This window comes from Methylobacterium sp. Leaf465 (genome assembly GCF_001424705.1).
Taxonomy (GTDB): Bacteria; Pseudomonadota; Alphaproteobacteria; order Rhizobiales; family Beijerinckiaceae; genus Methylobacterium.
On record NZ_LMRA01000004.1, the window covers coordinates 108,085 to 130,990 of the forward strand.

Consider the following 22,906-nt stretch of genomic DNA (forward strand, 5'->3'; position numbering starts at 1 on the left):
AAATCTAGTCGCTCGAGACGAGGCGCAGATGAAAGCCGTCCCGGATCGCACTCGGGACCGGCCCCGTGAACTCCGCCGGATCGCCGACGCGCAGGGCGAAGGCCATCTCGTCGGTGGGCAGCGGCTTGGCGGAGACGGGCGGCATCGCCTGCGCGAGGCAGGTGCCGAGACCGATGGCCGCAGCGACCTGACCGCCGATCCAGGGAAGCAGCGTCCGGTGGAGGGAATGGGGCCGTGAGCCGGCCGACGTTCCGGCCAGCATCCGGGCGGGCACGTCCGGGACAGCCGCCGCCCGGGAGGTCGCGGGCGCCGCGCCGCTCGGCGCCAGCGGGAATGCGCTGAAATCGAAGGCGGCGGAGTCGTCGTTGAGCGGGACAAGCACGGGTTCCATGTCGCTCAAACTGGACCGAGTCCGCTAACGCCGTCTTAACTGCCCAGGCCGGGGCAGATCTGGTCTGGCCGGGCCGGCGGCCAGTCTTGCGGGGCGTCCGATGTCTCGGCTCGGCGCGAGGCGCCGGAGCTGCGCGATCGCGCGGCCCGGCCTTGCAACCGGGTGGCCGCCATGGTGGGATTCGCGTCTCCGGTCTCGCCGCGCGGCCGGGTGCGTGACACCCCGGACCGACGTCCCAGCGGTCCTCGGTCACGCTCCGTGCCCAGGCCACGATCCAGCAGGTCCCTTCGAGCCAGCATGCAGACCTATCCGATCCTCTCCGCCCGCTTCGCGCGCCTCGGCGCCCTCGGGGACGCCGCGGGGCTTCTCCATTGGGACCGCCAGACGCTGATGCCCGCGGGTGCGGCCGACATGCGGGCCGAGCAGCTCGCCCAGCTCGCGGTCATCGGCCACGAGATCCTGACGGCCCCGGAGACCGGCGACCTGATCGCCCGGTCCCTCGACGACGTCGCGAGCCTCGGGCCGTGGGAACGGGCGAACCTGCGGGAGATGCGCCGGGCCTATCTGCATGCCGCCGCGGTTCCGGCCGATCTCGTGGCGGCGAGCTCGAAGGCGTCGTCCCAGTCGGGGATGATCTGGCGGGAGGCGCGGGCGCGCGCCGATTTCGCCATGCTGGCGCCGGCCCTGGGCAAGACCCTGCGCCTGCAGCGGGAGGTCGGCGCGGCGAAGGGGTCCGCCCTCGGCCTCGATCCGTACGACGCCCTCCTCGACGGCTACGATCCCGGGATGCGCCGCGCCACGATCGATCCGGTGTTCGCCCACCTGCGCGCTGCGTTGCCGGATCTGATCGCGGCGGTTCAGGCGCGTCAGGCGCGGGAGCCGGCCCCGCTGCCCCTGACCGGCCCGTTCCCGGTGGAGGCGCAGAAGGCGATCGGGGAACGGCTGATGCGCGCCGTCGGCTTCGATTTCGAGCGGGGCCGGCTCGACGTCAGCCTCCACCCCTTCTGCGGCGGCGCCACCGACGATGTGCGGATCACCACCCGCTACGATGCCGCCGATGCCACCGGCGCCCTGATGGGCGTGCTGCACGAGACCGGCCACGCCCTCTACGAACAGGGCCTGCCCGCCGCGTGGCATCACCAGCCGGTGGGGACGGCCCGCGGCATGACCCTGCACGAGAGCCAGTCGCTGCTGGTGGAGATGCAGGCCTGTCGCTCGGGTGAGTTCTGCGCCTATCTCGCGCCGATCCTGGCGGAGGCCTTCGGCGGGGAGGGACCCGCCTGGAGCGCGCGGAACCTCTACCGGTGCTACACGCGCGTGGCGCCGGGCTTCATCCGGGTCGATGCGGACGAGGTGACCTATCCGGCCCACATCCTCCTGCGCTACGAACTCGAGACCGCGATGATCGCGGGCGATCTGGCGCTCGCCGACCTGCCGGGCGCCTTCAACGACGGCCTGCGCGATCTCCTCGGCCTCACCGTCCCCGATGATCGGCTGGGCTGCCTGCAGGACATCCACTGGCCGAGCGGAAGCTTCGGCTACTTCCCGACCTACACCCTCGGCGCGATGGCGGCGGCGCAGCTGTTCCGCGCGGCTCGGGACCAGAGGCCGGGCCTGCCGTCCGATCTGACCAGGGGCGATTTCACGGCCCTGCGCGGATGGCTGCGCGAGGCCGTCCACGCCCGCGGCTCCCTGCTCGAGACCGACGACCTGCTCGTCGCCGCCACCGGCAAACCCCTCGGCGCGGAGGACTTCATGGCTCACCTGCGGCTCCGGTATCTCGGAGAGGGCTGAGACGCCTGCGCCGGGCGATCGCCGCCCTGTCCGCGCGGGGCTCGCGGCGGCGGCCGAAGTGCACCGGCGCGCGGCGAGGCCGTCGCCGAAACCGCCGCCCGGCTCGGTTCGCCGACCGCCTCGCGCGGGCGCGGTCCGTCGTTTCGGGTTCACGGACGGTGGACCGGACGCGGGTCAGCCTGTAGGCCGGCGGCCCCTCCACCAGCGGACCTGACGTCCGGAGATCCTCATGGCGGCCTGCGGCCTCGATTTCGGCACCTCGAACACCACCCTTGGCCTCGTCACCGGACAGCGCCCGCAGCTCGTGCCCCTGGAGGGGCGCCACGTCACGATCCCCAGCGCGATCTTCTTTCCGCCGGGGCAGGCGCCCTTCGTCGGGCGGGCCGCCATGGCCGAGTACCTCGAGGGAACGCCGGGCCGGTTGATGCGAAGCCTCAAGTCGGTGCTGGGCTCGTCCCTCCTGGAGGAGACGACCCCCGTCGGGCGCGAGCGCATCAGGTTCCGCGACGTCATCGCCCGCTACCTCGCGGCCGTGAAGACGCGGGCGGAGACCGAGACCGGCCGCGTCCTCGATACCGTGGTCCACGGCCGCCCGGTTCACTTCGTCGACGGCGATCCGGAGGGCGATGCCCGCGCCGAGGAGGCCCTGCGCGCGATCGCCACCAGCATCGGCTTCCGCCACGTCTCGTTCCAGTTCGAGCCGATCGCGGCCGCCCTCGATTACGAGCAGCAGGTCCGCGCGGAGGAGATCGCCCTCATCGCGGATATCGGCGGCGGCACCTCGGACTTCTCCATCGTGCGCCTCTCGCCGGAGCGGCATGCGCAGCCCGATCGCAGCAGCGATATCCTGGCCAATGACGGGGTGCGCATCGGCGGGACCGACTTCGACCGCCGGCTGAGCCTCGGCACGGTGATGCCGCTGCTCGGCCTCGGCAGCCCGATGACGCGGGGCGATATCGATGTTCCCACGGGCTATTTCCACGACCTCGCCACCTGGTCGAGCATCAACCGGCTCTACAACGCCAAGACCCTGCGCGAGATCGAGGAGGTCCGCCGCGACGCGCAGCGTCCCGACCTGCTGGCGCGGCTCCACACCGTCGTCGAAGCCGAGCGCGGGCATTCCCTGGCGATGGAGGTGGAAGGCGCCAAGATCGCGACCTCGGAGGCCGGTCAGGGCAGGATCGCCCTGGACTGGGTCGAGGCGGGGCTTGAGGCCGAGATCGACCGGCAGGGCCTCGTCGTCCATACGGACGAACTCGCGCGGCGGATCGCCGAGCGGATCGACCGATGCCTCGCGCAAGCCGGCCTCACGGCCGACCGGATCGACGCCCTGTTCCTCACCGGGGGCTCCACCGGCTTGCCCCATGTCCGCGCCGCCCTGACCGCCGGCGTCCCGAACGCCCGCGTGGTCGATGGCGACACCTTCGGCTCCGTGGGCACCGGGTTGACCCTCGAGGCGGCCCGGCGTGCGGCCTGAGGCCGATCGGAGCCCAGAAAGATCGACCCGGTCGGGCGACACGCTCCGTGTGCCCTTTGTCGTGGCGCCCGTGGGTGTTACGAGCAGGCCATGACCACACGACCACCTTCACGCGGCGGCTCCGGGCGCAAGGGCGCCGGCACGGGCCGCGGCGCACCGCCCGGCCGCTCCCCCCGGCCGGGCAAACCGGGTGCCTTCCGGCGGCCGGACCGCGAGCGCACGGGGCCGCGCACCAGCGCCCTCGATGCCGCCCAGCGCGCGGCGCAAGGGCGCGGCGATGCCGCGGCCAAGCACGCCCCCTGGCGCCCCGGCCAGGAGGCGAGCGACCGCGAGGCCGGCCCCCAGGACGGCTTCGAGACCGTGACCGAAGCCCCCCGGCGGGCGCCGCGCACCCGCGCCGAGCGACCGGCGCCGGCCGGTCCCGCGCCGGCGCGTCGCCCGGGCGCGGCCTCGCGTGAGACCGCACCGGCGCCGGAGGGACCGACCCGGCGCGAGCAGCGCGCGGCCGCCTCCGCCACCCTGGCCTCCGGCGTCCAGACCCTCACGGTGGAGGAGGACGAGGCCGGGATGCGGATCGACCGCTTCCTGACCACGCGTTTTCCCCAGCTTCCCTTCACGCGCGTCCAGAGCATCGTGCGCAAGGGCGAGCTCCGGGTCGACGGCAAACGCGCCAAGCCCAACGATCGGCTCGATCCGGGCATGAGTGTGCGCGTGCCGCCGCTCAAGCTCGAGGCCCAGGGCGAGCGTCCCCGCTCGGCCGCGAAGGACGCCACGGACGCCGACTTCATCCGCTCGCTCATCCTCTACGAGGATGCCGAGATGATGATCCTGAACAAGCCCTTCGGCCTTGCGGTCCAGGGCGGCTCCGGCACCGTGCGGCACGTGGATGGCCTCCTGGAGGCACTGACGGGCAAGGACGGGCAGAAGCCGCGCCTCGTCCACCGCCTCGACAAGGACACCGCGGGTTGCCTCATCGTGGCCAAGACGCGGCTGGCCGCCGCGACCCTGGCCAAGAGCTTCCGTTCGCGCTCGGCCCGGAAGGTCTACTGGGCCCTCACCGCCGGCGTGCCGCGGGTGGCGCAGGGCCGGATCTCGACCTACCTCGCCAAGGAGGAGCCCACGGACGCGGATGCGCGCATGCGGGTGGCCAAGCACGGCGACGAGGGCGCCGCGCACGCCCTGACGTATTACGCCATGGTCGACAACGCGGCCCAGAAGCTGTCGTGGCTGTCGCTGAAGCCGGTGACCGGGCGCACCCATCAGTTGCGCGCGCACGCCGCCCATATCGGGCATCCCATCGTGGGCGACCCGAAATACTTCAGCATCGAGAACTGGGAGCTGCCCGGCGGCATCCAGAATCGGCTGCATCTCCTCGCGCGACGGATCGTGATCCCGCATCCCCGGACGGGACAGCCCGTGGACGTCACGGCCCCGCTTCCGCCGCATATGGCGCAGAGCTGGAACCTGCTCGGGTTCGACGCATCCCGCTACGATCCCATCGTGGAGGCGCCGGAAGCCTGACGCCCCCTCACGCTCTCGGGAGGTGCGGCACCTCGCCGGAGGACGAGGCGGGAGGGCGCCACGGTTGCACCTTGGCAAGCGCCCGCCATGCCTTATCCTCCCCATCCATCCCGGCGGGCGCGTTGCCACCGGCCAAGGACCGTCGCGCCACGATGCATCGAGACACGATCCTGACGCCGGCGATCGGCTTCGCACTCCTGGCACTCGCGGCGATCGGCGCGGGCAGCACGCTCAGCACCGCCGCGACGGCGCAGGCGACTCCACCGGCCCAGACCCAGACACGGGCACAGCCGCAGACGCCGGCGACGCCGCAGAATTCAGGACCGCAGCCACAAGCGGCACCGGCCGTCCCGCCTCAGGGACCGGGCGCACAGGGGCAGGGATCACGGCCGGCGGGAGCCAGTCAGGCGGTCGGTACGGCCGGAGGGCGTGGCGCGGCACAGGTCGGCCGGCCCCGGCGGCGGTCCTACGCCGCCTGCAACCGGATCTCGCACACGCGCGGCCTGCGCGGCGGAGCCCGGCGCCGGTTCCTCGTCCGGTGCAAGCTCGGCTACGATCGCCCCCGGAACGGTCAGACCCAGGGCCCGCGGCAGCCGTGAGGAACGCCGTTCGCAGCACGAGCCCGAATCCGTGAAGCTCATCGTCTTCGACGTCGACGGAACCCTCGTCGACAGCCAGCACCTCATCGTGGCCGCGCAGGGCATGGCCTTTGCCGAGCATGGCCTCACGGCGCCGAGCCGTACGGACTCGCTCTCGGTGGTGGGGTTGTCCCTGCCGCAGGCCTTCCGGCGCCTCGTCGGTGACGACGGCCCGATCGAGGGGTTATCCGAGAGCTACAAGCGCGCCTTCAACATCCTGCGCCTCGACCCGAACTACGAGGAGCCCTTGTTCCCAGGCATGGAAGCGCTGCTCACACGCCTCCACGCCCGCGACGACGTGCAACTCGGGATCGCCACCGGAAAAGCGCGGCGCGGGGTCGATCGCCTGATCGAGACCCATGGCTGGCGGGGATGGTTCGCCACGACCCAGAGCGCCGACGACGCGCCCTCCAAGCCCGACCCCGCCATGCTGCTCCAGGCCATGGCGGAGACCGGGGCTGCGCCGGACGCCACCGTGATGATCGGCGACACCACCTACGACATGACGATGGCGGTCAGTGCCGGTGCCGCGGCCGTAGGCGTGGCCTGGGGCTACCATCCCGTCGGGGCGCTGTTCGGTGCCGGCGCCTCCATCGTCGTCGACACCGCGGATGATCTCGGGGCCCTCTTCTCCGGGGATCCGCGCGCACGGGCGGCGGCCCAGGCCTGACCCCGGCGCCAGACGCGAGACGCCGTGTCTCGCAGCCCGCGCCGCGATGCCCTATCTGCAGGACCATGAGCGACGATCCCAAACCCGATTGGCTCGGCGAGCCTGAACACCCCACCCAGCCCGATCCGACCCGTGCGGCACGCGGCCCCGGCAAGCCCGCCCTGCCGAAACGGTTCTACGGAGAGGCGGGCCTCGCCGCGCACGGCGACGGCTTCCGGTTGACCCTCGACGGGCGCCCGGCGAACACGCCGGCCCGCAATCCTCTCGCCCTGCCGACGCGCGCCCTCGCGGAGGCCGTGGCGGCCGAATGGGCGGCGCAGGTCGCGGTCATCGACCCCGCCACCATGCCGCTGACGCGCCTCGCCAACACCGCCATCGACGGGGTCGCGCCGCGCCGCGAGGCCGTGGTGGACGACCTCTCGGCCTATGCGGGCACCGACCTGCTGGCCTACCGCGCCGGCGATCCGGAGCGTCTCGTGCGCGCCCAGGCCGAGGCCTGGGACCCGATCCTCGACTGGGCGCACAGCGATCTCGGCGCCCGCTTCATCCTCGGCGAAGGCGTCATGCACGTCACCCAGCCGGATACCACCGTGGTGGCGCTGCGCCGGGCGATCGGCGAAACCGAAGGCCCGTTCCGGTTGGCCGCCCTTCACACGTTGACGACGCTGACCGGATCGCTCGTCCTCGCCCTCGCAGTGCTGCGCGGGCAGGCCAGTCCGGCCGAAGCCTGGGCGGCGGCCCATGTGGACGAGACCTATCAGGCGAGCGTCTGGGGCCGTGACGCGGAGGCTGAGGCGCGTCACGCCCTTCGGCAAGCCGAGTTCGAGGCCGCGGCCCGGCTGGCACACTTGAGCCGTTAAATCGATTTTCGCGGAAAGCGCCGCGTGCTAAGGCCGGTTCAAATCGCGACCGCCAAGGTTACCGCTCAAGTTCGTGCGGGACGCGACCTCATTTCTCCAACCAGGGTCGAGCGCGCATGAAGGACATTCTCGAGAAGCTGGAAGAGCGGCGCGCCCAGGCCCGCCTCGGCGGCGGCGAGAACCGCGTCGTGGCCCAGCACAAGCGCGGCAAGCTGACCGCGCGCGAGCGCATCGAGCTCCTCCTCGACCACGGGTCGTTCGAGGAGTTCGACATGTTCGTCCAGCATCGCTCCACCGATTTCGGCATGGAGAAGCAGAAGATCCCCGGCGACGGCGTGGTCACGGGCTGGGGCACCATCAACGGACGCACGGTCTTCCTGTTCTCGAAGGACTTCACGGTGTTCGGCGGCTCCCTGTCCGAGGCGCACGCGGCCAAGATCGTCAAGGTCCAGGACATGGCGCTGAAGATGCGCGCGCCGATCATCGGCATCTTCGATGCCGGTGGGGCCCGCATCCAGGAAGGCGTCGCGGCGCTGGGCGGCTACGGCGAGGTCTTCCGCCGCAACGTCGCCGCCTCGGGCGTCATCCCGCAGATCTCGGTGATCATGGGCCCCTGCGCGGGCGGCGACGTCTACTCGCCGGCCATGACCGACTTCATCTTCATGGTGCGCGACACGAGCTACATGTTCGTGACCGGGCCCGACGTGGTGAAGACGGTCACCAACGAAGTCGTGACGGCCGAGGAGCTCGGCGGCGCCAAGGTCCACACCACCAAGTCCTCCATCGCCGACGGCTCCTTCGAGAACGACGTCGAGGCGCTCCTGCAGGTCCGCCGTCTCGTCGACTTCCTGCCCGCCAACAACATCGACGGCGTGCCGGAGATCGAGAGCTTCGACGATCCGCTGCGCCTCGACATGAGCCTCGACACGCTGATCCCGGACAACCCGAACAAGCCCTACGACATGGGCGAGCTGATCCGGCGCGTGGCCGACGAGGGCGACTTCTTCGAGATCCAGGCGACCTACGCCCGCAACATCATGACGGGCTTCGGGCGCATCGAGGGCCGCACCGTCGGCTTCGTGGCGAACCAGCCGATGGTGCTGGCCGGCGTGCTCGATTCGGACGCCTCCCGCAAGGCGGCCCGCTTCGTGCGCTTCTGCGATGCGTTCTCGATCCCGATCGTCACCTTCGTCGACGTGCCGGGCTTCCTGCCGGGCACCGCGCAGGAATACGGCGGCCTGATCAAGCATGGCGCCAAGCTGCTCTTCGCCTATTCGCAGGCGACGGTGCCCCTGGTGACCATCATCACCCGCAAGGCCTTCGGCGGGGCCTACGACGTGATGGCGTCCAAGCACGTCGGCGCCGACCTCAACTACGCCTGGCCCACCGCGCAGATCGCCGTGATGGGCGCCAAGGGCGCCGTGGAGATCATCTTCCGCAGCGAGATCGGCGATGCCGAGAAGATCGCCGAGCGCACCCGCGAGTACGAGGACCGCTTCCTCTCGCCGTTCGTGGCCGCCGAGCGCGGCTACATCGACGAGGTGATCATGCCCCACTCGACGCGCAAGCGCGTCGCCCGGGCCCTCAGCATGCTGCGCACCAAGGAGATGGAGCAGCCCTGGAAGAAGCACGACAACATCCCGCTCTGAGGGCGGGGACCACCGGCCCGGCGCCTCGCCGGGCCGGCGTCGCGCAACATTCCGGTGGCCTATTCCCGGAAGGCTGCCATGATCCCCCAACCACAATCGGAAGGAGACAGGTCATGGCGACGGAACAGAAGCGCGGAAGTCGCGAGGCGAAGAAGCCCAAGAAGCCCGTGACGAAGACGATCGCGGCGGCGCCCTCGACCAAGGGCACGGTGGTCGCGGCACCGAAGGCCGGCAAGAAGTAGGCCCGCAGGGCACCGGTGCGGGCCCGAGCCCGCGCCGGGGTGTCCCCGAGACGCGTCAGCCCTGGATGAGCCCGGGTCCCTGAACGGTCTTGCCCGCCGGATCGGACGCGCTTCCGAGATTCAACAGGACGATCTCCGGGGGGACCCCCAGGCGCACCGGAATGCGGCTCACGCCGAACCCCCCCGAGATGATCATCTGGCGGCCTTTCCGGACCACATGGCCGTAGGCGAAATCGTTGTTGCCGTGGATCGCCGCAATGGCCGGCGAATAGCCGAAGAGGCGAACCTGACCGCCATGGGTGTGGCCCGCGAGGGTCAGGGACACGCGGTCCGGCACGTCGAGGAACAGGTCCGGCTCGTGGATCATCAGAAGGACGGGCGCGGAGTCGGTGATCTTCGCGAGCGTGCCCGGCAGGTCGTCGCGCCCGCCCTCGTCATCTTCCAAGAGGAACGGAATCTGGTCGCCGACGCCCGCGATCCAGAACGGCTTGCCGTCCTTCACGAGACGCAGGGCGTCGTTCTCCATGACGGGAATCCCGACATTCTCCAGCGCCCGCTGCGCTTCCACGGGCCCGTCGCGGCGCGCCTGCGCCTGCTTGTCGTCCCACCAATCGTGGTTGCCGAGGATCGAGTAGACCCCGAGCGGGGCGCGGAGCGCCGACACCACCCGGGCGAATTCCGGCAGCGGGATCTTTCGGTAGGTGACGCTCGGTCCGGCCGGGTAGTCCCCCAGCATCAGGATGAGATCGGGCTTCAGCGCGTTCGTGGTGTCGACGATCTCGGCGATCCGGTCGAGGGGCATGAACGGCTCGCCGACATGGAAGTCGGCCAGCACGGCCACGCGCAGCGACAGGCCGGGTGTCCAGTTCGGAAGGACGGGGGCGTAAGGCGTGACCACGAGACGGTAGAGCGGCTCGATGCCGAAGGCGTAGACACCCGTCGACCCGACGACACCCGCACTCGCCCCGAGCCCGGTCAGGAACTGCCGGCGGCTCGGCAGGATCAGCATGGTCAGGCTCCTCGGTCGCGCGAAGGACGCGGCGCGTCCCTCTCGCCACAAAAGATGACGAAAGCGAGGAGCGTGCCGCGCTCAGCGTGACGGTTAAGCCCGAGGCGTTGAGGAAGGACTACCGCAGGGGTGGACTCGCGCCCCTCGACGCAACCCACCGTCGAGACGTCAGGACAGTGGCGTGTCCTCGTGCTCGAAGCGGGAGGAGCGGGTGCCGCTCAGGAGCCCCGTCCGGGCCGACTTCTGCGCCTTGGACACGGCCTGTACGGCCGCTGCCAGGGCCGGAAGTGCGACGGGCCGGAACGTCTCAGCCTGATGATCGACGATGATGGTGGAGCGGTCGGAACGTCGAGCGGTGCCTGAAGTCTGTGAGCGCGGGTGCATGTAACGGGTGTCCTGTTGTGCTCGACAGGCTCTGTCAGGTTCTTGTGCCTAATCTTGAGCCATGAACGTCTCGCGGGCACCGTTTGGTTTCACCCGGACGCCGATCGAGCGACGTGACAACCATAGAGCCGCCGCCAACCTGAATGAAAGCTTAAGGCTCTCACGATCCCTTGACCAAAGCCCAAATCGACCGCGCGTCCCATCTCGAGAACACTTAAGCAGGGCCGCGCTTGCAGCGCAAAAGACATCATGCACTGCGAAGAATACCTTCGCGGTGCAATCTTGCTGGTCAAGCCACGGGACGCGGAGCGGCTTCGAGCTTCTGCTCCGCGATCCAGGCCGAAGTCCGGTCGAGGGCTCGCGTCAGGCGGTCGAACAGGGTGTCGATCTCGGAGGGCGCGATCACCAGGGGCGGGCAAACCGCGACGCGGTCCCCGGCGAGGAACCGCACGATCAGCCCTTCGGCCTGGGCGAAGGCGACCACCCGCGCCGCCACGCCGGCCTTCGGCTCGTATTGCCGGCGGGACGCCTTGTCCGCCACGAGCTCGATGCCGCCGATGAGCCCGATGCCGCGGGCCTCCCCGACGAGGGGGTGATCGCCCAGCGCCGCCAAACGCGCCTGGAACTGCGGCGCCTTCTCGGCGACCCCCTCGACGATGCGGTCGCGCTTGTAGATCGCGATGGTCTTGAGGGCGACGGCGCAGGCGACGGGGTGCCCCGAATAGGTGGTGCCGTGTCCGAAGGTCCCGAGCTTGGCGCTCTGCTGCACCATCAGACGGTAGAGCGGCTCATCGACGGAGATGCCGCCGAGCGGCAGGTAGCCGGAGGTGAGCGCCTTGGCGAAGGACAGGCTGTCGGGCCGCATCCCCATCGCCTCGGATCCGAACCAGGTCCCGAGCCGCCCGAAACCGCAGATCACCTCGTCGGCGATGAAGCGCACGTCGTGCCGGTCGAGCACGGCCTGGATCTTGGCGTAATAGCCCACGGGCGGGAGGATGGCCCCGCCGGCGCCGAGCACCGGCTCGGCCACGAAGGCCGCGACGGTCTCGGGGCCCTCGCGGAGGATCACCGCCTCCAGCTCGGCGGCGAGGCGGGTGGTGAAGGCCTCTTCGCTCTCCCCCTCCTGCCCGAAGCGATAATGGTGCGGGCAGCCCACATGCAGGAAACCCGGCAGCGGCAGGTCCCAGTCGGCATGGTTGGCGGGCAGGCCCGTCATCGAGGCCGTGGCCACCGTGACCCCGTGGTAGCCCTTGATGTGCGAGAGGATCTTCTTCTTGCGGGGTCGGCCCAGCGCATTGTTCATGTACCAGGTCAGCTTGACCTGCGTGTCGTTGGCTTCCGAACCCGACGAGGTGAAGAAGATCTTCGAGGTCGGAACCGGCATGAGCTCCTTCAAGGTCTCGGCCAATTCGATCGCCGGGTCGTGGCTCCGCCCCGAAAAGAGGTGCGTGAAGGGCAAGCGCGCCATCTGCTCGCTGGCCGCCTCCACCAATTCCTCGTTGGAATAGCCCAGCGCCGTGCACCACAGGCCGGCCATGCCCTCGAGATAGGGTCGGCCGTCGCTGTCGTAGACCCACACGCCGTGGCCGCGCTCGATGACGAGCGGCCCCGTTTCGCGAAAGGTCTCCAGGTTGGTGTAGGGATGGATCAGGGTTTCGACGTCGCGGGTCGCGAGGTTCGAGAGCATAGTTTTGCCTGACGGTTGGCCGATGGCCGACATGGGTGCGAGACTGTAACGAGGGGCGCCCGCCGTAGAAACCCGCGCGACGTCGCAACCGGACCCGAACCCATGCTCGACCCCGCCACCATCGTGGCTCAACCCGCCCCCGGCCGCGCCTGCGGAACCTGCACCCTCTGCTGCAAGGTCTACGACGTCCCGGCGGTGGAGTCCGTTGCCGGGCAATGGTGCCGGCACACCCGGCAGGGGCGGGGCTGCGCCATCCACGCCACCCGGCCCGATCATTGCCGCGCCTTTCACTGCCTCTGGATGACCGAAGGCTGGATGGGCCCGGAATGGAAGCCCGAGCGCGCCAAGATGGTGCTGAGCCTCGATCCGATCTCGCGCCACATGAACGTGCAGGTCGATCCGGGCCAGCCGAATGCCTGGCGGCGCGAGCCCTATTACGGCCAGCTCAAACGCTGGGCGGTGTCGTCGCTGGCCCAGAAGCGCCACGTCCTCGTCCATCTCAACAGGACCACCACCGTGGTGCTGCCCGACCGCGACGTGGCCCTCGGCGTCTTCGAGCCCGGCGACCGCATGGTGGCGCGCGAGCGTATGACCCCGCAGGGGGTCGTGATCGAGGTCGAGAAGGTCCGCGATGCGGCCTGAGATTCTCGGGACCACGATCCGCGGGATCCTGTTCGACAAGGACGGGACCCTCGTCGATTTCGACCGGACCTGGGGGCCGGCCGCCTATTCGGTGATGTCAGACCTGTCGGGCGGCGACCGGTCACGGCTGGATGCGCTCATGCGGGTGAGCCACTACGACGAGGTCGGCCAGCGCTTCGCGCCGACCTCGCCGCTCATCGCCGGCTCCTCGGCCGGCTACGGCCCCCTCTGGGCCGAGGTCCTGGACCGGCCCGCCGGCCCGGCGCTCTATGGCGAGATGGACGCGTTGTTCCGCGCGGCCGGCCTCGCGGCGCTGACGCCGATCGGGGCACCGTCGGACCTCGCCGCATGCCTCGTGGCCGGCGGCTTCACCCTCGGGATCGCCACCAACGACGCCGAGGCTTCGGCGCGGGCCCAATGCGCCGCCCTCGGCCTCGCATCGCACTGCGCCTTCGTGGTGGGCTATGATTCCGGTCACGGCGCCAAGCCGATGCCCGGAATGGTCACGGCCTTCGCCGACCATCTCGGGGTGCCGGCGAAGCGGATCGCCATGGTGGGGGATTCCCCCTACGACCTCGTCGCGGCCCGCGCGGCCGGGGCGATCGCGATCGCGGTGCTCAGCGGCCCGCTGGGTGCCGCCGCCCGGGACGAGCTGGAACCCCTCGCCGACTACATCCTCGACTCGGCTGCGGATTTGCCGGCGCTGCTCGGGCTCTAGCCCGCTTCGCCGGTGCCCGGCTGCTCACGGGCCAGATCGCGCCACTTCAGCACGAGGCGCTCGAAATCCGCGATGTCCTGGGCCGGCAACTGCCCCAGGGTGCGGGCGACGTACGCCTTCTGCGCGACGATGCCGCGCGTGGCGAGGTCCGCTCCGGCGGAGGTGAGATAGAGCGCGTGCGAGCGCCGGTCGCCCGGGATCGGACGACGCTCGACGAGGCCGGCTTCGACGAGACGATCGATCAGCCCGGAGACGTTGCCCTTGGTGACGTAGAGCCGCGCCGCGAGGTCCTGCTGCGTCATGCCCTCGCGCTCGGTGAGGGTGGAGAGGGCATCGAATTGTGGGATGGACAATCCCAATCCGCGCAATTCCCCGGCCATCGCGGCGGTCACCCGACGGTTGAGGCGGATGAAGCGAAACCAGACCCGCAGAGGATCGGCAGCCTCGGCGGGGGTCGGAGCGGGTGGGGGCGCGGGCATCGTCGGGCGGCTATAGCAGACACGGCGCCACTCCCGGAAGCTTCGCGACACACAGCCCGGGTGGCGCCGGGGAGCGCGGACCGGTAAAGCTCCAGGCATACGGCCCCGCGGATCGTCCGGACAGCGAATCTCGTCACAGCATGCGTCGTCTGCCCTACGAAGATCCCATCACCCGCGCCGGCCCGGTCTCGCGGACCGTTGCGGTGCTGGCCCTCCTCGTCAGCCTCTTCGCCCTGGTCCTGGTGCGCGATCCGCGCGCCGAGGCGGGCCCCGCCCTGGCGACCCTCGGCGCCGGTCTCGTTCTGGCGGGGGTCGCGGTGTTCCTGGCCCTCGTCGCCTTCGTCCGGGTCTGGCGCGAAGGCGCGCGGGGCCTCGGGGCGGCCCTGGCGGGCCTGTTCCTGGCCGGCCTCGTCCTGGCCTATCCGGCCTACGCGGCCCTGCGCGCCCTGAGGCTGCCGGCGCTCGCGGACGTGACCACCGACACCGACAATCCCCCGGCCTTCTCGCGCTCCCGCACCGCCTTCGCTGCCCGCGAGGGTCGCTATCCGCCCGATCCAGGCCCCGCCGCCCGCGCCGCGCAACGCGCGGCCTATCCGCAGATCGCGCCGCTGACCCTCGACCTCGATGCCGACGAGGCCTTCGAGCTCGCACGCAAGGCGGCCGTGAACCGCCGTTGGCAGATCGTCGAGGCGATCCGCCCCGGCGGACGTATCGGGAACGGCCGCATCGAGGCGGTGTCGCGCGGTCCCATCCTCAACCTCGCCGATGACGTCACCGTGCGGGTCCACCCGCGGGCGGACGGGGCCCGCATCGACGTCCGCTCCGCTTCGCGTCTCGGCACGCGGGACTTCGGCAGCAACGCCGACCGCATCCGCGCCTATCTCGACGAAGTCGCCAATCTCGCCATCGCGGTGAAGTGAACGGGCGTCAGACCGGTGCGTAGCGGCTGTCGAGCCGGGCAGGGCCGTCGCTCCGCACGACCCCGCGCTCGACCAGATCCTCGAGGTGGGCGAAGACCGACAGGGCGGCCGCGCCGCGCAGGGCAGGGTTCAGGCCCTGGTAGATCGCCGCGACGATGGCGCGGATATCCCGGTCGCCCGCCTCCAGGCGCCCGCGGATCGCGCTCTCACGCTGACGGCGATGGGTGGCGAGACCGCGCACGAAGCGGCGCGGGTCGCGGACCGGTCCGCCATGGCCGGGCCAGTAGATCGTCTCGTCACGGTCCCGCAGAGCCTCGAGGGACTCCATGTAGGCGCGCATCGCGCCATCGGGGGGCGCCACGATGGTGGTCGACCACGCCATGACGTGGTCGCCCGAGAACAGGGCCGCTTCCTCCCGCAGGGCGAAGGCGAGGTGGTTCATGGTGTGGCCCGGGGTCTCCACGGCCTCGAGGGTCCAGCCTGGCCCCGCGACGGTGTCGCCCATCCGCAATTGCCGGTCGGGGACGTGGTCCCGGTCGGCGCTGGCATCGAGATGGGGGATCTCGCCCGCGCCGAGCGTGCGCGCCGCCCGGTGCGGACCGCAGCCGAGGATCGGCGCGCCCGTATGCGCCTGGAGCAGCCGGGCTCCCGGCGAGTGATCCCGGTGGGTATGGGTGACCAGGATGGCCGTCACGGGGGCCCCGGCGCAGGCCGCGACGAGCGCCGCGATGTGCCCCTCGTCCGCCGGGCCTGGATCGACGATCGCGACGGCCTCGTCGCCGACGAGGTAGCTGCAGGTGCCGGTCGCCGTGAACGGTCCGCCGTTCGGTGCGATCCGCCGCCGGACCAGGGCGGAGAGCCGGACCGTCTCGCCGCTGGGAGGCGGCGATCCGTCGAGGTCGGGATCGGACTGCGTCTCGCTCATAGCGGCTCCTGAGCGGGTGGGATCGAACCGGCCCCTCCGCCGCCATCGGCCGAGGGACGACGCGCGGCACGCGACCGGCCGCCGATTCAATAGACGAAGGGCGATGCCATCACGACCCGGGTCGGCGCCCGGACCGCACCGAAGCGCGGCTCGACGTCGATCGGCGGCGGCCCCGGCTCGAAGCCGTCGGACGCGGCGACCCGGACGCGGAGCGCCCGATCGGCTCTGCGGACACCCTGGCGGAGGGCTCGGGCATCGGCCTCGCGGCGGACCACATCGACCTTGGCATCGATGTCGCGCCGCGCGCGGCGCGACAGGCCGCGCGCCTCGCGGAAGTCGACGACGGTGAAGCCGCCGGCACGGGCCCGCGTGACGACGGCCGCACTCGCCTCGGTGGCGACGACGTCGCCGGCGCGCACGGTCATGTCCTGGAGAATCGAGAGCGGCGCGGCCACGCCCTGCTCGGGCTGACAGCTGCACTGCTCCACCCGTTTCGTCCGATAGAGGTTGGCCACGGCGAGGCTGCGGTAGGGCTGTCCGTCGAGACCGACGGCGCGGTCGAATTCGGTCTCCCCCGCCCCCAGGGTGAAGAGACGCGTCGGCGTGTTCGGGCAGGCCGCCGCGCAGGCGGCCTCGTGAACCGGCAGGTCGGACCGGGCCCCGAGGCGTCCGAGGGGGAAGACGTAGCCGTCGCAGGATCGCACGCAGACGGTGCGGGACCCCAATACGGTGCGCGCGGCGGCCGGCACAGCCGCCACCTGGTTTCTCGCGGCCGGACCTCGGGGATGCCGGATCCGGATCGGTCGGGCCGCGGTCGCCTCGACGAGGGGGCGCGGCGTTTGGCGCATCGGCCGCACGGCGCTCACCCGCCGGGCGTCGGGAAGCGAGACGTAATGCCCGGGCCGGCGCGCGGGAATCGATGCCGCCGGCGGGGGGGCCGGCTCACGGAACAGCGTCTCGAGGAAATTGAAGAGGCCCCCCCGCTCCGAGGCCCTGACCATGGTCGTCCCCGCCGTGACCCCACCGAGACCCAGAAGAAGGCCGGCCAGTGCCGTCCCTATCATCTGCTGTCGCGTACCGGCCGGTGCGAGACGCTGCCACTTCATACCCGCCGGCTCCGCTTCCGTCGCTGAGATCGTTTTGGCCGCCTCTCACGGGGCACGGCTTCATCAGGTACACATCATCGCGGACCCGGCGCAACGGCGGCAAACAACCGAGACGGGCGCGCGTGACGACGGAGCGGCGGCATCCTGGCTGGTTTCGACGGCCGGCAGGGCGGTGCAGTTTCAACGACGCACAGCCATGCCGTCGAAACATATTGCTCGATGTTCCTCAGTCGCGTGATCGATGGCGTCGTGCCCGATCGCCCTGTTGGCAATGAAACCACGGTGAAGGACCGACCGCCGATCGCAATCCCGGTGTCGCGGGAAGGCTACGGCCATGCGGTCTTTCATCGAAACTTCGACATCGGCTCACGGCAATCGGACGGAACCGGCGACATCCGGGTCGCGCGGACGACCAGAACGAGCAATTCGCCCAAACAGCTAAGACTGCTCTTCCTTCGAAGCTAACCTTTGATGGAAACCCGGACTACAGATTTCTCCGGATCATCACGGGGATTTTATCTACGGTTTCATTCGGATTTAAGGCTTTCCGGCTTCACTCGGTGTGCACCGGGGAGGGTGCCGGCAGCGGTTCCCACGCTGTCGTCGAAACGCCCCACAGGGGATGTCGAGCGCTCCGGATCGTCGAGTCGACAGCACAGTTCCCTCGAGGAATCGCACCGCGCTTCCTCACCGGTGGTCGGGCCCGTCCCACGGGCACCACGGAGGGCGCAGAGGTGTCCGCACGGCAGTGGAACGCATCGCAGCCGAGGATTGCCCATGACGTTCTTCAACACCCGCACCGCGGCAAAGCTCGAGGCGCTCGACCGGTCCCAAGCCGTGATCGAGTTCCTTCCCGACGGCACGATCGTGGCCGCCAACGAGAATTTCCTGAAGACCGTGGGCTATGAACTCGCGGAGATCAAAGGCCGGCACCATCGCATGTTCGTCGACGCGGCGGATCAGGACCGTCCGGCCTACGAGGCCTTCTGGGCCGCTTTGGCCCGAGGAGAGTTCCAGCGTGCCGAGTACAGGCGGATCGGCAAGGGTGGCCGCGAGATCTGGCTGCAGGGAACCTACAATCCCATCCGGGGACGGGACGGCCGCGTGACCAGCGTGGTCAAATTCGCCACCGACATCACGGAGGAGAAGCAGCGGAGTGCCGATACGCGGAGCCAGATCGAAGCGATCGGCCGGTCGCAGGGCGTGATCGAGTTCGACCTCGACGGCACGATCGTGAATGCCAATCGAAATTTCCTCGATGTGGTGGGATACAGCCTCGAGGAGGTGAGGGGCCAGCATCACCGCCTGTTCGTCGACGGCCCCGAACGGGACAGTGCCGCCTACCGTGTCCTCTGGGAGGGATTGGCCAGGGGCGTCTTCCAGAGCGGCGAGTTTCGGCGCATCGGCAAGGATGGCCGCGCGATCTGGCTGCAAGCCACCTACAATCCGATCCTCGACTTGGCCGGGCGCCCGGTCAAAGTGGTCAAGTTCGCCACCGACGTCACGGCCGAGAAGCTGCGGACTGCAGAGCTGCAGGGCCAGGTGGAAGCGATCGGCCGCTCGCAGGGCGTGATCCATTTCGATCTCGCCGGACACGTCCTGGATGCGAATGCGAATTTCCTCGCGGTTCTGGGCTACGATCTCGCTCAGATCCGGGGCCAGAACCACCGCATGTTCGTCGACCCGACCTATGGAGCCTCGGCCGAGTACAATGCGTTCTGGGCCGCCCTGCGCCGGGGCGAGTTCCGCAGCGGCATCTTCCAACGCGTCGGCGCAGGCGGCCGCACGATCTGGATCCAGGCCTCCTACAACCCGATCCTCGACATGAGCGGCCGGCCGTTCAAGGTGGTCAAGTACGCCACCGATATCACGGCGCGGATGCGCTCGCAGATCGAGGCCGCCGGCGCCTCGTCGCAGACCCTCGTGAATGTCCAAGCGGTGGCCTCGGCCGCCGAGGAATTGAACGCCTCCATCGGCGAGATCGCCAGCAGCCTTGCCCGGTCCCGCCAGGAGGTGGACGAGATGGACGAGCGCGCGCAGAGAGCCGACCGGTCGACCGGCCAGCTCGCTGACGCCGCCGCGTCGATGAACGGTATCGTTCAGTTGATCCAGGGCGTCGGCGGGCAGATCAATCTGTTGGCCCTCAACGCCACGATCGAGGCCGCCCGCGCTGGCGAGGCGGGGCGCGGCTTTGCCGTGGTGGCGGGCGAGGTGAAGAACCTCTCCAACCAGGTCACGAACGCCACGGCACGGATCGCCGAGGATATCAAGACGATGCAGACGGTCTCCGGCGACGTCGTCGTGTCCTTGACGGCCATCGGACAGGCGATCGACGTGGTTCGCGGCTTCGTTACGGGCGTGGCCTCTGCGGTGGAGGAGCAGAGCGCCGTCACGCAGGAAATCTCGATGAGCATGCAGACGGCGGCTCACGGCGTGGCCGATATCGATCGCAACCTGCAAGCTCTGGCATCCTGACGGCCTGCGGGTCGGGGAGGAGCAACCATCGCGTCGGGCCCGACTTAGCCGTTTGCTCTTTTTATAGCTCCTGCTATAAAGCGGTGGGCTGCTTCCAGGCGCCCGGCGGTCCTCTTCCCGGAAACACGCGTGGGCATGGCTCGACACGAACCTCTGACGGCTCCGATGCCTGTCTCGGCACCGGAGGGTACCCTGGCGAACGGAACGCGCACGGAAGGATCCTGGCGCTTCAGCCGGGAGACTCTTGACCACCCGAGCCTCGGACGCATGAACGGCAGCGTTCCCGTTCAGGCGACAGGCACCTGGTTGCGGCGACTGCTGGCCTTCATCGGCCCCGGCTACATGGTCTCGGTCGGCTACATGGATCCCGGCAACTGGGCGACGGACATCGCCGGCGGTGCCCAGTTCGGCTACACGCTGCTCTCGGTCATCCTGCTGTCCAACCTCATGGCCATCGTCCTCCAGGCGCTCGCCGCTCGGCTCGGGATCGCGACGGGTCGCGACCTCGCCCAGGCCTGCCGGGATCATTACCCGCGCCCCATCAGCCTGATGTTGTGGCTCGCCTGCGAAGCGGCGATCATCGCCTGCGACCTCGCCGAGGTCATCGGGACGGCCATCGCCCTCAAGCTCCTGTTCGGCTTGCCCCTCGTCGTTGGCGCAACCCTCACGGCGCTCGACGTTTTCCTGATCCTGCTCCTGATGCGGCGGGGCTTTCGCGCGCTCGAGGCCTTCGTCATCGCTCTGTTGGCCGTGATCTTCGTGAGCTTCGGGATCCAGATCGCACTCGCGGCACCACCGCTCCAAGCGGTGCTCGGCGGCTTCCTGCCCACATCCGAGATCGTCCGGAATCCGGCGGCGCTCTACATCGCCATCGGCATCATCGGCGCCACCGTGATGCCGCACAATCTCTACCTGCATTCCTCCATCGTGCAGACGCGGGCTTATCCTCGGACGGACGACGGCCGACGTGAGGCCATCCGCTTCGCGGTGGCCGACTCGACGATCGCGTTGATGCTGGCCCTGTTCGTGAATGCCGCCATCCTGATCATGGCCGCCTCGGTGTTCCACGCCCAGGGACGCACCGACATCCAGGAGATCGAGCAGGCCTACGAACTGCTCTCACCGCTCCTCGGAGCCGGCATCGCCTCGACGCTGTTCGCGGTGGCGTTGCTGGCCTCAGGCCTCAATTCCACCGTCACGGCGACGCTGGCGGGACAAATCGTGATGGAAGGATTCCTGCGCCTGCACATCCCGGACTGGGCCCGACGCCTGGTCACCCGCGGGATCGCCATCGTGCCGGTCGTCGGCGTCACGGCACTCTATGGAGAACAGGGTACGGCGAAGCTGCTCGTGCTGAGTCAGGTGGTGCTGTCGATGCAGCTCCCCTTCGCGATCATCCCCCTAGTCGGTTTCGTCTCCGACAGAGGGAAGATGGGGGTTCACACGATCAGACCCTGGCTCAAGGTCGTGTCCTGGGCCATCGCGGCCCTGATCGTCGTCCTGAACGGCAAGCTGCTGTTCGATACCGTGCTGGGCGCCTAAAAAGACGCCCTTCAGGCAGGCCTCAGCGGCGACGGTCGGCGCGGACGCGCACCGGGATCGGCTGAGGCGCCGGCATCGGCCCTTCGAGGATCGCACCGATCAGCGAGCGACTGGCCTCGGCAACGGTTTTGATCAGACGTCGCGCGATGGAGGCGACAGTCGATTGTCTCATGACGGGCTCCTGACCGACGGGCTGAGGACGAACGTCGCATTCCGGGCCGGGTTCCGGTTGCGATGAGACACAGATAGCAACATCAGTGTCGCTTGCTCAGGGGTCGAGGGCAATCGGCCGCATCGGTGCGAAACGCGTAAAAAAACACCGGCGCGCTGACGCCGGTGCCCAGACCCGATGCAGGCGGAGGATGGTGGAGTCGTAGGGCCCCGGGGACCCTACGGCTTGCCGCGCTTCGCCATGAGCTGCTCGATCAGCGAACCGCCCTTTTCGATGGCAGCGAGTTCCTCCGCGACCGCGTCCACGGTCTCGCGGATCTGTTCCGGCGTATGCTCCGAGGTGATGAAGAAGCGCAGGCGCGACGCTCGTTCCGGCACGGCCGGGTGGATGATCGGCTGAACGTTGATGCCGCGCTTGAAGAGGCGGTCCGACAGCGTCACCGACTTCAGGGAGTCGCCGACGATGACGGGGATCACCGCGAGGCCGAGGCTGGTCCCGGTGTCGAGCCCATGCTTCTTCGCGCAGGACAGGAACAGGTGGCCGTTCTGCCGCAGACGCTCCACCCGGTGCGGTTCGGCATGCATGATCTCGAGCGCCGTTTCGGCCGCGGCCGCGAGAGGCGGCGAGATGCCGACGCTATAGATGAAGCCGCCAGCCGTGCACTTGAGGTACTCGATCAACGCCGCCGGTCCGGCCACGTAACCGCCGCAGGTGGACAGGGTCTTCGAGAGGGTGCCCATCCAGATATCGACCCCGTGGGGATCGACGTCACAATGTTCGGCCAGACCGATGCCGGTCCGCCCGAGGACGCCGAGCCCGTGCGCGTCGTCGACCATCAGCCAGGCGTCGTAGCGCTGCTTCAGGGCGATGAGTGCCGCGAGGTCCGGCGCATCGCCGTCCATGCTGTAGAGGCCTTCCACCACGATCAGCGCCCGGCGATGCTCGTGGCGCGTGGCGCCGAGCAACGTCTCCAGGGCGTCGAGATCGTTGTGGGAAAACGAGCGGCGCTGAGCGCCGGAGAGCTGAGCGCCGGTGACGATGCTGTTGTGGCTGAGGGCGTCGTGGAAGATCACGTCGCCCGGCTCCAGCAGGGCGCCGATCGTGGTGACGTTGGTGGCGTGGCCGCTCACCATCACCACACAGGCCTCGGTGTCGTAGTGGTCGGCCAGGGCCTTCTCCAGGGAGAGGTGTCCCGGTCGCTCACCGGCCACGATCCGGCTGGCCGACGCCGACGTGCCGTAGGTTTCGATCGCACGGGCCGCCGCGGCGTTGACGTCGGGATGCCCGTTCAGACCGAGGTAGTCATAGGACGAGAAGTTGACGAACGACTTGCCGGCGATGCGCGTCGTGGCGCCGGCCTTGGTCTCGTGCACCCGGAAGAACGGATTGCCGAGGCCGATCAGATCGGCCGCCGAGCGCTGGAGGCGCAACTCCCGGTATCCCGGCAGGGACTCGAAGTTCTGTACGGATGCATCGCCCGCCGGGCGCTGCGCCGGACGGGCGGGAGCCGTCCGGTTGGCGTTTCGCCCGAGGCGGTTCGTGACGAAGCCCGCCAGGGCCGCGCGTCCGCCGTCCGGTCTCGCGGAATTGCTCATGCGGCATGCC

General features: G+C 69.8%; 22 protein-coding genes. 13 read left to right on the top strand and 9 right to left on the bottom strand.

Features of this window, described 5'->3' with window-relative positions:
• Positions 1–4 precede the first annotated feature (4 nt).
• Positions 5–382, bottom strand: coding sequence for a hypothetical protein (locus ASG51_RS04810; RefSeq protein WP_210168756.1), 378 nt, complete (start codon positions 380–382; stop codon positions 5–7).
• Between the two features lie 306 nt (positions 383–688).
• Between ASG51_RS04810 and ASG51_RS04815 the strand changes: the two genes are divergently transcribed.
• The 7 genes from ASG51_RS04815 to ASG51_RS25325 all read left to right on the top strand — a co-directional run bounded on the left by ASG51_RS04815 (position 689) and on the right by ASG51_RS25325 (position 9,242).
• The gene (locus tag ASG51_RS04815) at positions 689–2,185 is read left to right on the top strand and encodes a carboxypeptidase M32 (protein WP_056379437.1); all 1,497 of its coding nucleotides are present in this window, start codon (positions 689–691) and stop codon (positions 2,183–2,185) included.
• A gap of 229 nt (positions 2,186–2,414) precedes the next feature.
• Positions 2,415–3,662: an Hsp70 family protein gene (locus tag ASG51_RS04820; protein ID WP_056271733.1), complete on the top strand. Its 1,248-nt coding sequence runs from the start codon at positions 2,415–2,417 to the stop codon at positions 3,660–3,662.
• A gap of 90 nt (positions 3,663–3,752) precedes the next feature.
• Entirely contained in the window at positions 3,753–5,183 is a 1,431-nt protein-coding gene (locus ASG51_RS04825) for an RluA family pseudouridine synthase (protein WP_056271736.1), read from the top strand.
• A 630-nt stretch (positions 5,184–5,813) separates the two neighbouring features.
• Positions 5,814–6,491 (top strand): HAD-IA family hydrolase, encoded by a 678-nt coding sequence (locus ASG51_RS04830; RefSeq protein WP_056221163.1) that lies wholly within the window; start codon positions 5,814–5,816, stop codon positions 6,489–6,491.
• A 65-nt stretch (positions 6,492–6,556) separates the two neighbouring features.
• Positions 6,557–7,351, top strand: a complete 795-nt coding sequence (locus tag ASG51_RS04835) for an ATP12 family protein (RefSeq protein WP_056379439.1) — start codon at positions 6,557–6,559, stop codon at positions 7,349–7,351.
• A gap of 116 nt (positions 7,352–7,467) precedes the next feature.
• The gene (locus ASG51_RS04840) at positions 7,468–9,000 is read left to right on the top strand and encodes an acyl-CoA carboxylase subunit beta (RefSeq protein WP_056221169.1); all 1,533 of its coding nucleotides are present in this window, start codon (positions 7,468–7,470) and stop codon (positions 8,998–9,000) included.
• Positions 9,001–9,113: 113 nt separating this feature from the next.
• Positions 9,114–9,242 carry a hypothetical protein gene (locus ASG51_RS25325; protein WP_277996193.1) on the top strand — a complete coding sequence of 43 codons (129 nt, stop codon included), beginning with the start codon at positions 9,114–9,116 and terminating at the stop codon, positions 9,240–9,242.
• Between the two features lie 55 nt (positions 9,243–9,297).
• Here ASG51_RS25325 and ASG51_RS04845 read toward each other — a convergent pair whose 3' ends face one another.
• From ASG51_RS04845 to ASG51_RS04855, 3 genes are all read right to left on the bottom strand, one after another.
• Positions 9,298–10,251: a metallophosphoesterase gene (locus ASG51_RS04845; RefSeq protein WP_056379440.1), complete on the bottom strand. Its 954-nt coding sequence runs from the start codon at positions 10,249–10,251 to the stop codon at positions 9,298–9,300.
• Positions 10,252–10,419: 168 nt separating this feature from the next.
• Positions 10,420–10,635 carry a hypothetical protein gene (locus ASG51_RS04850; RefSeq protein ID WP_056379443.1) on the bottom strand — a complete coding sequence of 72 codons (216 nt, stop codon included), beginning with the start codon at positions 10,633–10,635 and terminating at the stop codon, positions 10,420–10,422.
• 289 nt (positions 10,636–10,924) lie between these two features.
• A complete protein-coding gene (locus tag ASG51_RS04855) occupies positions 10,925–12,322 on the bottom strand; it encodes an aminotransferase (RefSeq protein ID WP_056271748.1) in 1,398 nt (465 codons plus the stop codon).
• Between the two features lie 102 nt (positions 12,323–12,424).
• Between ASG51_RS04855 and ASG51_RS04860 the strand changes: the two genes are divergently transcribed.
• On the top strand, positions 12,425–12,964 hold the full coding sequence (locus ASG51_RS04860) for a hypothetical protein (protein ID WP_056221180.1): 540 nt from the start codon (positions 12,425–12,427) through the stop codon (positions 12,962–12,964).
• Positions 12,954–13,682, top strand: coding sequence for an HAD-IA family hydrolase (locus tag ASG51_RS04865; RefSeq protein WP_056379444.1), 729 nt, complete (start codon positions 12,954–12,956; stop codon positions 13,680–13,682). The genes ASG51_RS04860 and ASG51_RS04865 overlap by 11 nt, the downstream gene beginning before the upstream one ends.
• Here the strand turns inward: ASG51_RS04865 and ASG51_RS04870 are convergent.
• Positions 13,679–14,161 carry a MarR family transcriptional regulator gene (locus ASG51_RS04870; RefSeq protein ID WP_056379446.1) on the bottom strand — a complete coding sequence of 161 codons (483 nt, stop codon included), beginning with the start codon at positions 14,159–14,161 and terminating at the stop codon, positions 13,679–13,681. The genes ASG51_RS04865 and ASG51_RS04870 overlap by 4 nt on opposite strands.
• A gap of 140 nt (positions 14,162–14,301) precedes the next feature.
• Here ASG51_RS04870 and ASG51_RS04875 point away from each other — a divergent pair, with 140 nt between their 5' ends.
• Positions 14,302–15,081, top strand: a complete 780-nt coding sequence (locus ASG51_RS04875) for a DUF1499 domain-containing protein (RefSeq protein WP_056379448.1) — start codon at positions 14,302–14,304, stop codon at positions 15,079–15,081.
• Positions 15,082–15,088: 7 nt separating this feature from the next.
• On the opposite strand, the gene ASG51_RS04880 is transcribed toward ASG51_RS04875, so the two are convergent.
• Together ASG51_RS04880 and ASG51_RS04885 are read right to left on the bottom strand one after the other, a co-directional pair.
• Positions 15,089–16,006: an MBL fold metallo-hydrolase gene (locus ASG51_RS04880; protein WP_056379450.1), complete on the bottom strand. Its 918-nt coding sequence runs from the start codon at positions 16,004–16,006 to the stop codon at positions 15,089–15,091.
• A gap of 86 nt (positions 16,007–16,092) precedes the next feature.
• Positions 16,093–16,764, bottom strand: a complete 672-nt coding sequence (locus ASG51_RS04885; protein ID WP_162245233.1) for a DUF2865 domain-containing protein — start codon at positions 16,762–16,764, stop codon at positions 16,093–16,095.
• Between the two features lie 567 nt (positions 16,765–17,331).
• Here ASG51_RS04885 and ASG51_RS23870 point away from each other — a divergent pair.
• The 3 genes from ASG51_RS23870 to ASG51_RS04895 all read left to right on the top strand — a co-directional run bounded on the left by ASG51_RS23870 (position 17,332) and on the right by ASG51_RS04895 (position 21,129).
• A complete protein-coding gene (locus ASG51_RS23870) occupies positions 17,332–17,577 on the top strand; it encodes a hypothetical protein (RefSeq protein WP_162245234.1) in 246 nt (81 codons plus the stop codon).
• 312 nt (positions 17,578–17,889) lie between these two features.
• Positions 17,890–19,587, top strand: coding sequence for a PAS domain-containing methyl-accepting chemotaxis protein (locus tag ASG51_RS04890; RefSeq protein ID WP_056379454.1), 1,698 nt, complete (start codon positions 17,890–17,892; stop codon positions 19,585–19,587).
• 165 nt (positions 19,588–19,752) lie between these two features.
• Positions 19,753–21,129, top strand: coding sequence for an Nramp family divalent metal transporter (locus ASG51_RS04895; RefSeq protein ID WP_082513882.1), 1,377 nt, complete (start codon positions 19,753–19,755; stop codon positions 21,127–21,129).
• Positions 21,130–21,151: 22 nt separating this feature from the next.
• Here the strand turns inward: ASG51_RS04895 and ASG51_RS23875 are convergent, their stop codons facing one another.
• Together ASG51_RS23875 and ASG51_RS04900 are read right to left on the bottom strand one after the other, a co-directional pair.
• Positions 21,152–21,301 (bottom strand): hypothetical protein, encoded by a 150-nt coding sequence (locus ASG51_RS23875; protein WP_156389572.1) that lies wholly within the window; start codon positions 21,299–21,301, stop codon positions 21,152–21,154.
• A gap of 218 nt (positions 21,302–21,519) precedes the next feature.
• Positions 21,520–22,896, bottom strand: coding sequence for an aminotransferase class I/II-fold pyridoxal phosphate-dependent enzyme (locus ASG51_RS04900; RefSeq protein ID WP_056221203.1), 1,377 nt, complete (start codon positions 22,894–22,896; stop codon positions 21,520–21,522).
• Positions 22,897–22,906 lie beyond the last annotated feature (10 nt).

Bases quoted from the DNA above. Each gene is read 5' to 3' on its own strand.
- ASG51_RS04815 (WP_056379437.1), top strand. From the start codon at position 689: ATGCAGACCTATCCGATCCTCTCCGCCCGCTTCGCGCGCCTCGGCGCC.
- ASG51_RS04820 (WP_056271733.1), top strand. From the start codon at position 2,415: ATGGCGGCCTGCGGCCTCGATTTCGGCACCTCGAACACCACCCTTGGC.
- ASG51_RS04825 (WP_056271736.1), top strand. From the start codon at position 3,753: ATGACCACACGACCACCTTCACGCGGCGGCTCCGGGCGCAAGGGCGCC.
- ASG51_RS04835 (WP_056379439.1), top strand. From the start codon at position 6,557: ATGAGCGACGATCCCAAACCCGATTGGCTCGGCGAGCCTGAACACCCC.
- ASG51_RS04840 (WP_056221169.1), top strand. From the start codon at position 7,468: ATGAAGGACATTCTCGAGAAGCTGGAAGAGCGGCGCGCCCAGGCCCGC.
- ASG51_RS25325 (WP_277996193.1), top strand. From the start codon at position 9,114: ATGGCGACGGAACAGAAGCGCGGAAGTCGCGAGGCGAAGAAGCCCAAG.
- ASG51_RS04845 (WP_056379440.1), bottom strand. From the start codon at position 10,251: ATGCTGATCCTGCCGAGCCGCCGGCAGTTCCTGACCGGGCTCGGGGCG.
- ASG51_RS04850 (WP_056379443.1), bottom strand. From the start codon at position 10,635: ATGCACCCGCGCTCACAGACTTCAGGCACCGCTCGACGTTCCGACCGC.
- ASG51_RS04855 (WP_056271748.1), bottom strand. From the start codon at position 12,322: ATGCTCTCGAACCTCGCGACCCGCGACGTCGAAACCCTGATCCATCCC.
- ASG51_RS04860 (WP_056221180.1), top strand. From the start codon at position 12,425: ATGCTCGACCCCGCCACCATCGTGGCTCAACCCGCCCCCGGCCGCGCC.
- ASG51_RS04865 (WP_056379444.1), top strand. From the start codon at position 12,954: ATGCGGCCTGAGATTCTCGGGACCACGATCCGCGGGATCCTGTTCGAC.
- ASG51_RS04870 (WP_056379446.1), bottom strand. From the start codon at position 14,161: ATGCCCGCGCCCCCACCCGCTCCGACCCCCGCCGAGGCTGCCGATCCT.
- ASG51_RS04875 (WP_056379448.1), top strand. From the start codon at position 14,302: ATGCGTCGTCTGCCCTACGAAGATCCCATCACCCGCGCCGGCCCGGTC.
- ASG51_RS04880 (WP_056379450.1), bottom strand. From the start codon at position 16,006: ATGAGCGAGACGCAGTCCGATCCCGACCTCGACGGATCGCCGCCTCCC.
- ASG51_RS23870 (WP_162245234.1), top strand. From the start codon at position 17,332: ATGTTCCTCAGTCGCGTGATCGATGGCGTCGTGCCCGATCGCCCTGTT.
- ASG51_RS04890 (WP_056379454.1), top strand. From the start codon at position 17,890: ATGACGTTCTTCAACACCCGCACCGCGGCAAAGCTCGAGGCGCTCGAC.
- ASG51_RS04895 (WP_082513882.1), top strand. From the start codon at position 19,753: ATGCCTGTCTCGGCACCGGAGGGTACCCTGGCGAACGGAACGCGCACG.
- ASG51_RS23875 (WP_156389572.1), bottom strand. From the start codon at position 21,301: ATGAGACAATCGACTGTCGCCTCCATCGCGCGACGTCTGATCAAAACC.
- ASG51_RS04900 (WP_056221203.1), bottom strand. From the start codon at position 22,896: ATGAGCAATTCCGCGAGACCGGACGGCGGACGCGCGGCCCTGGCGGGC.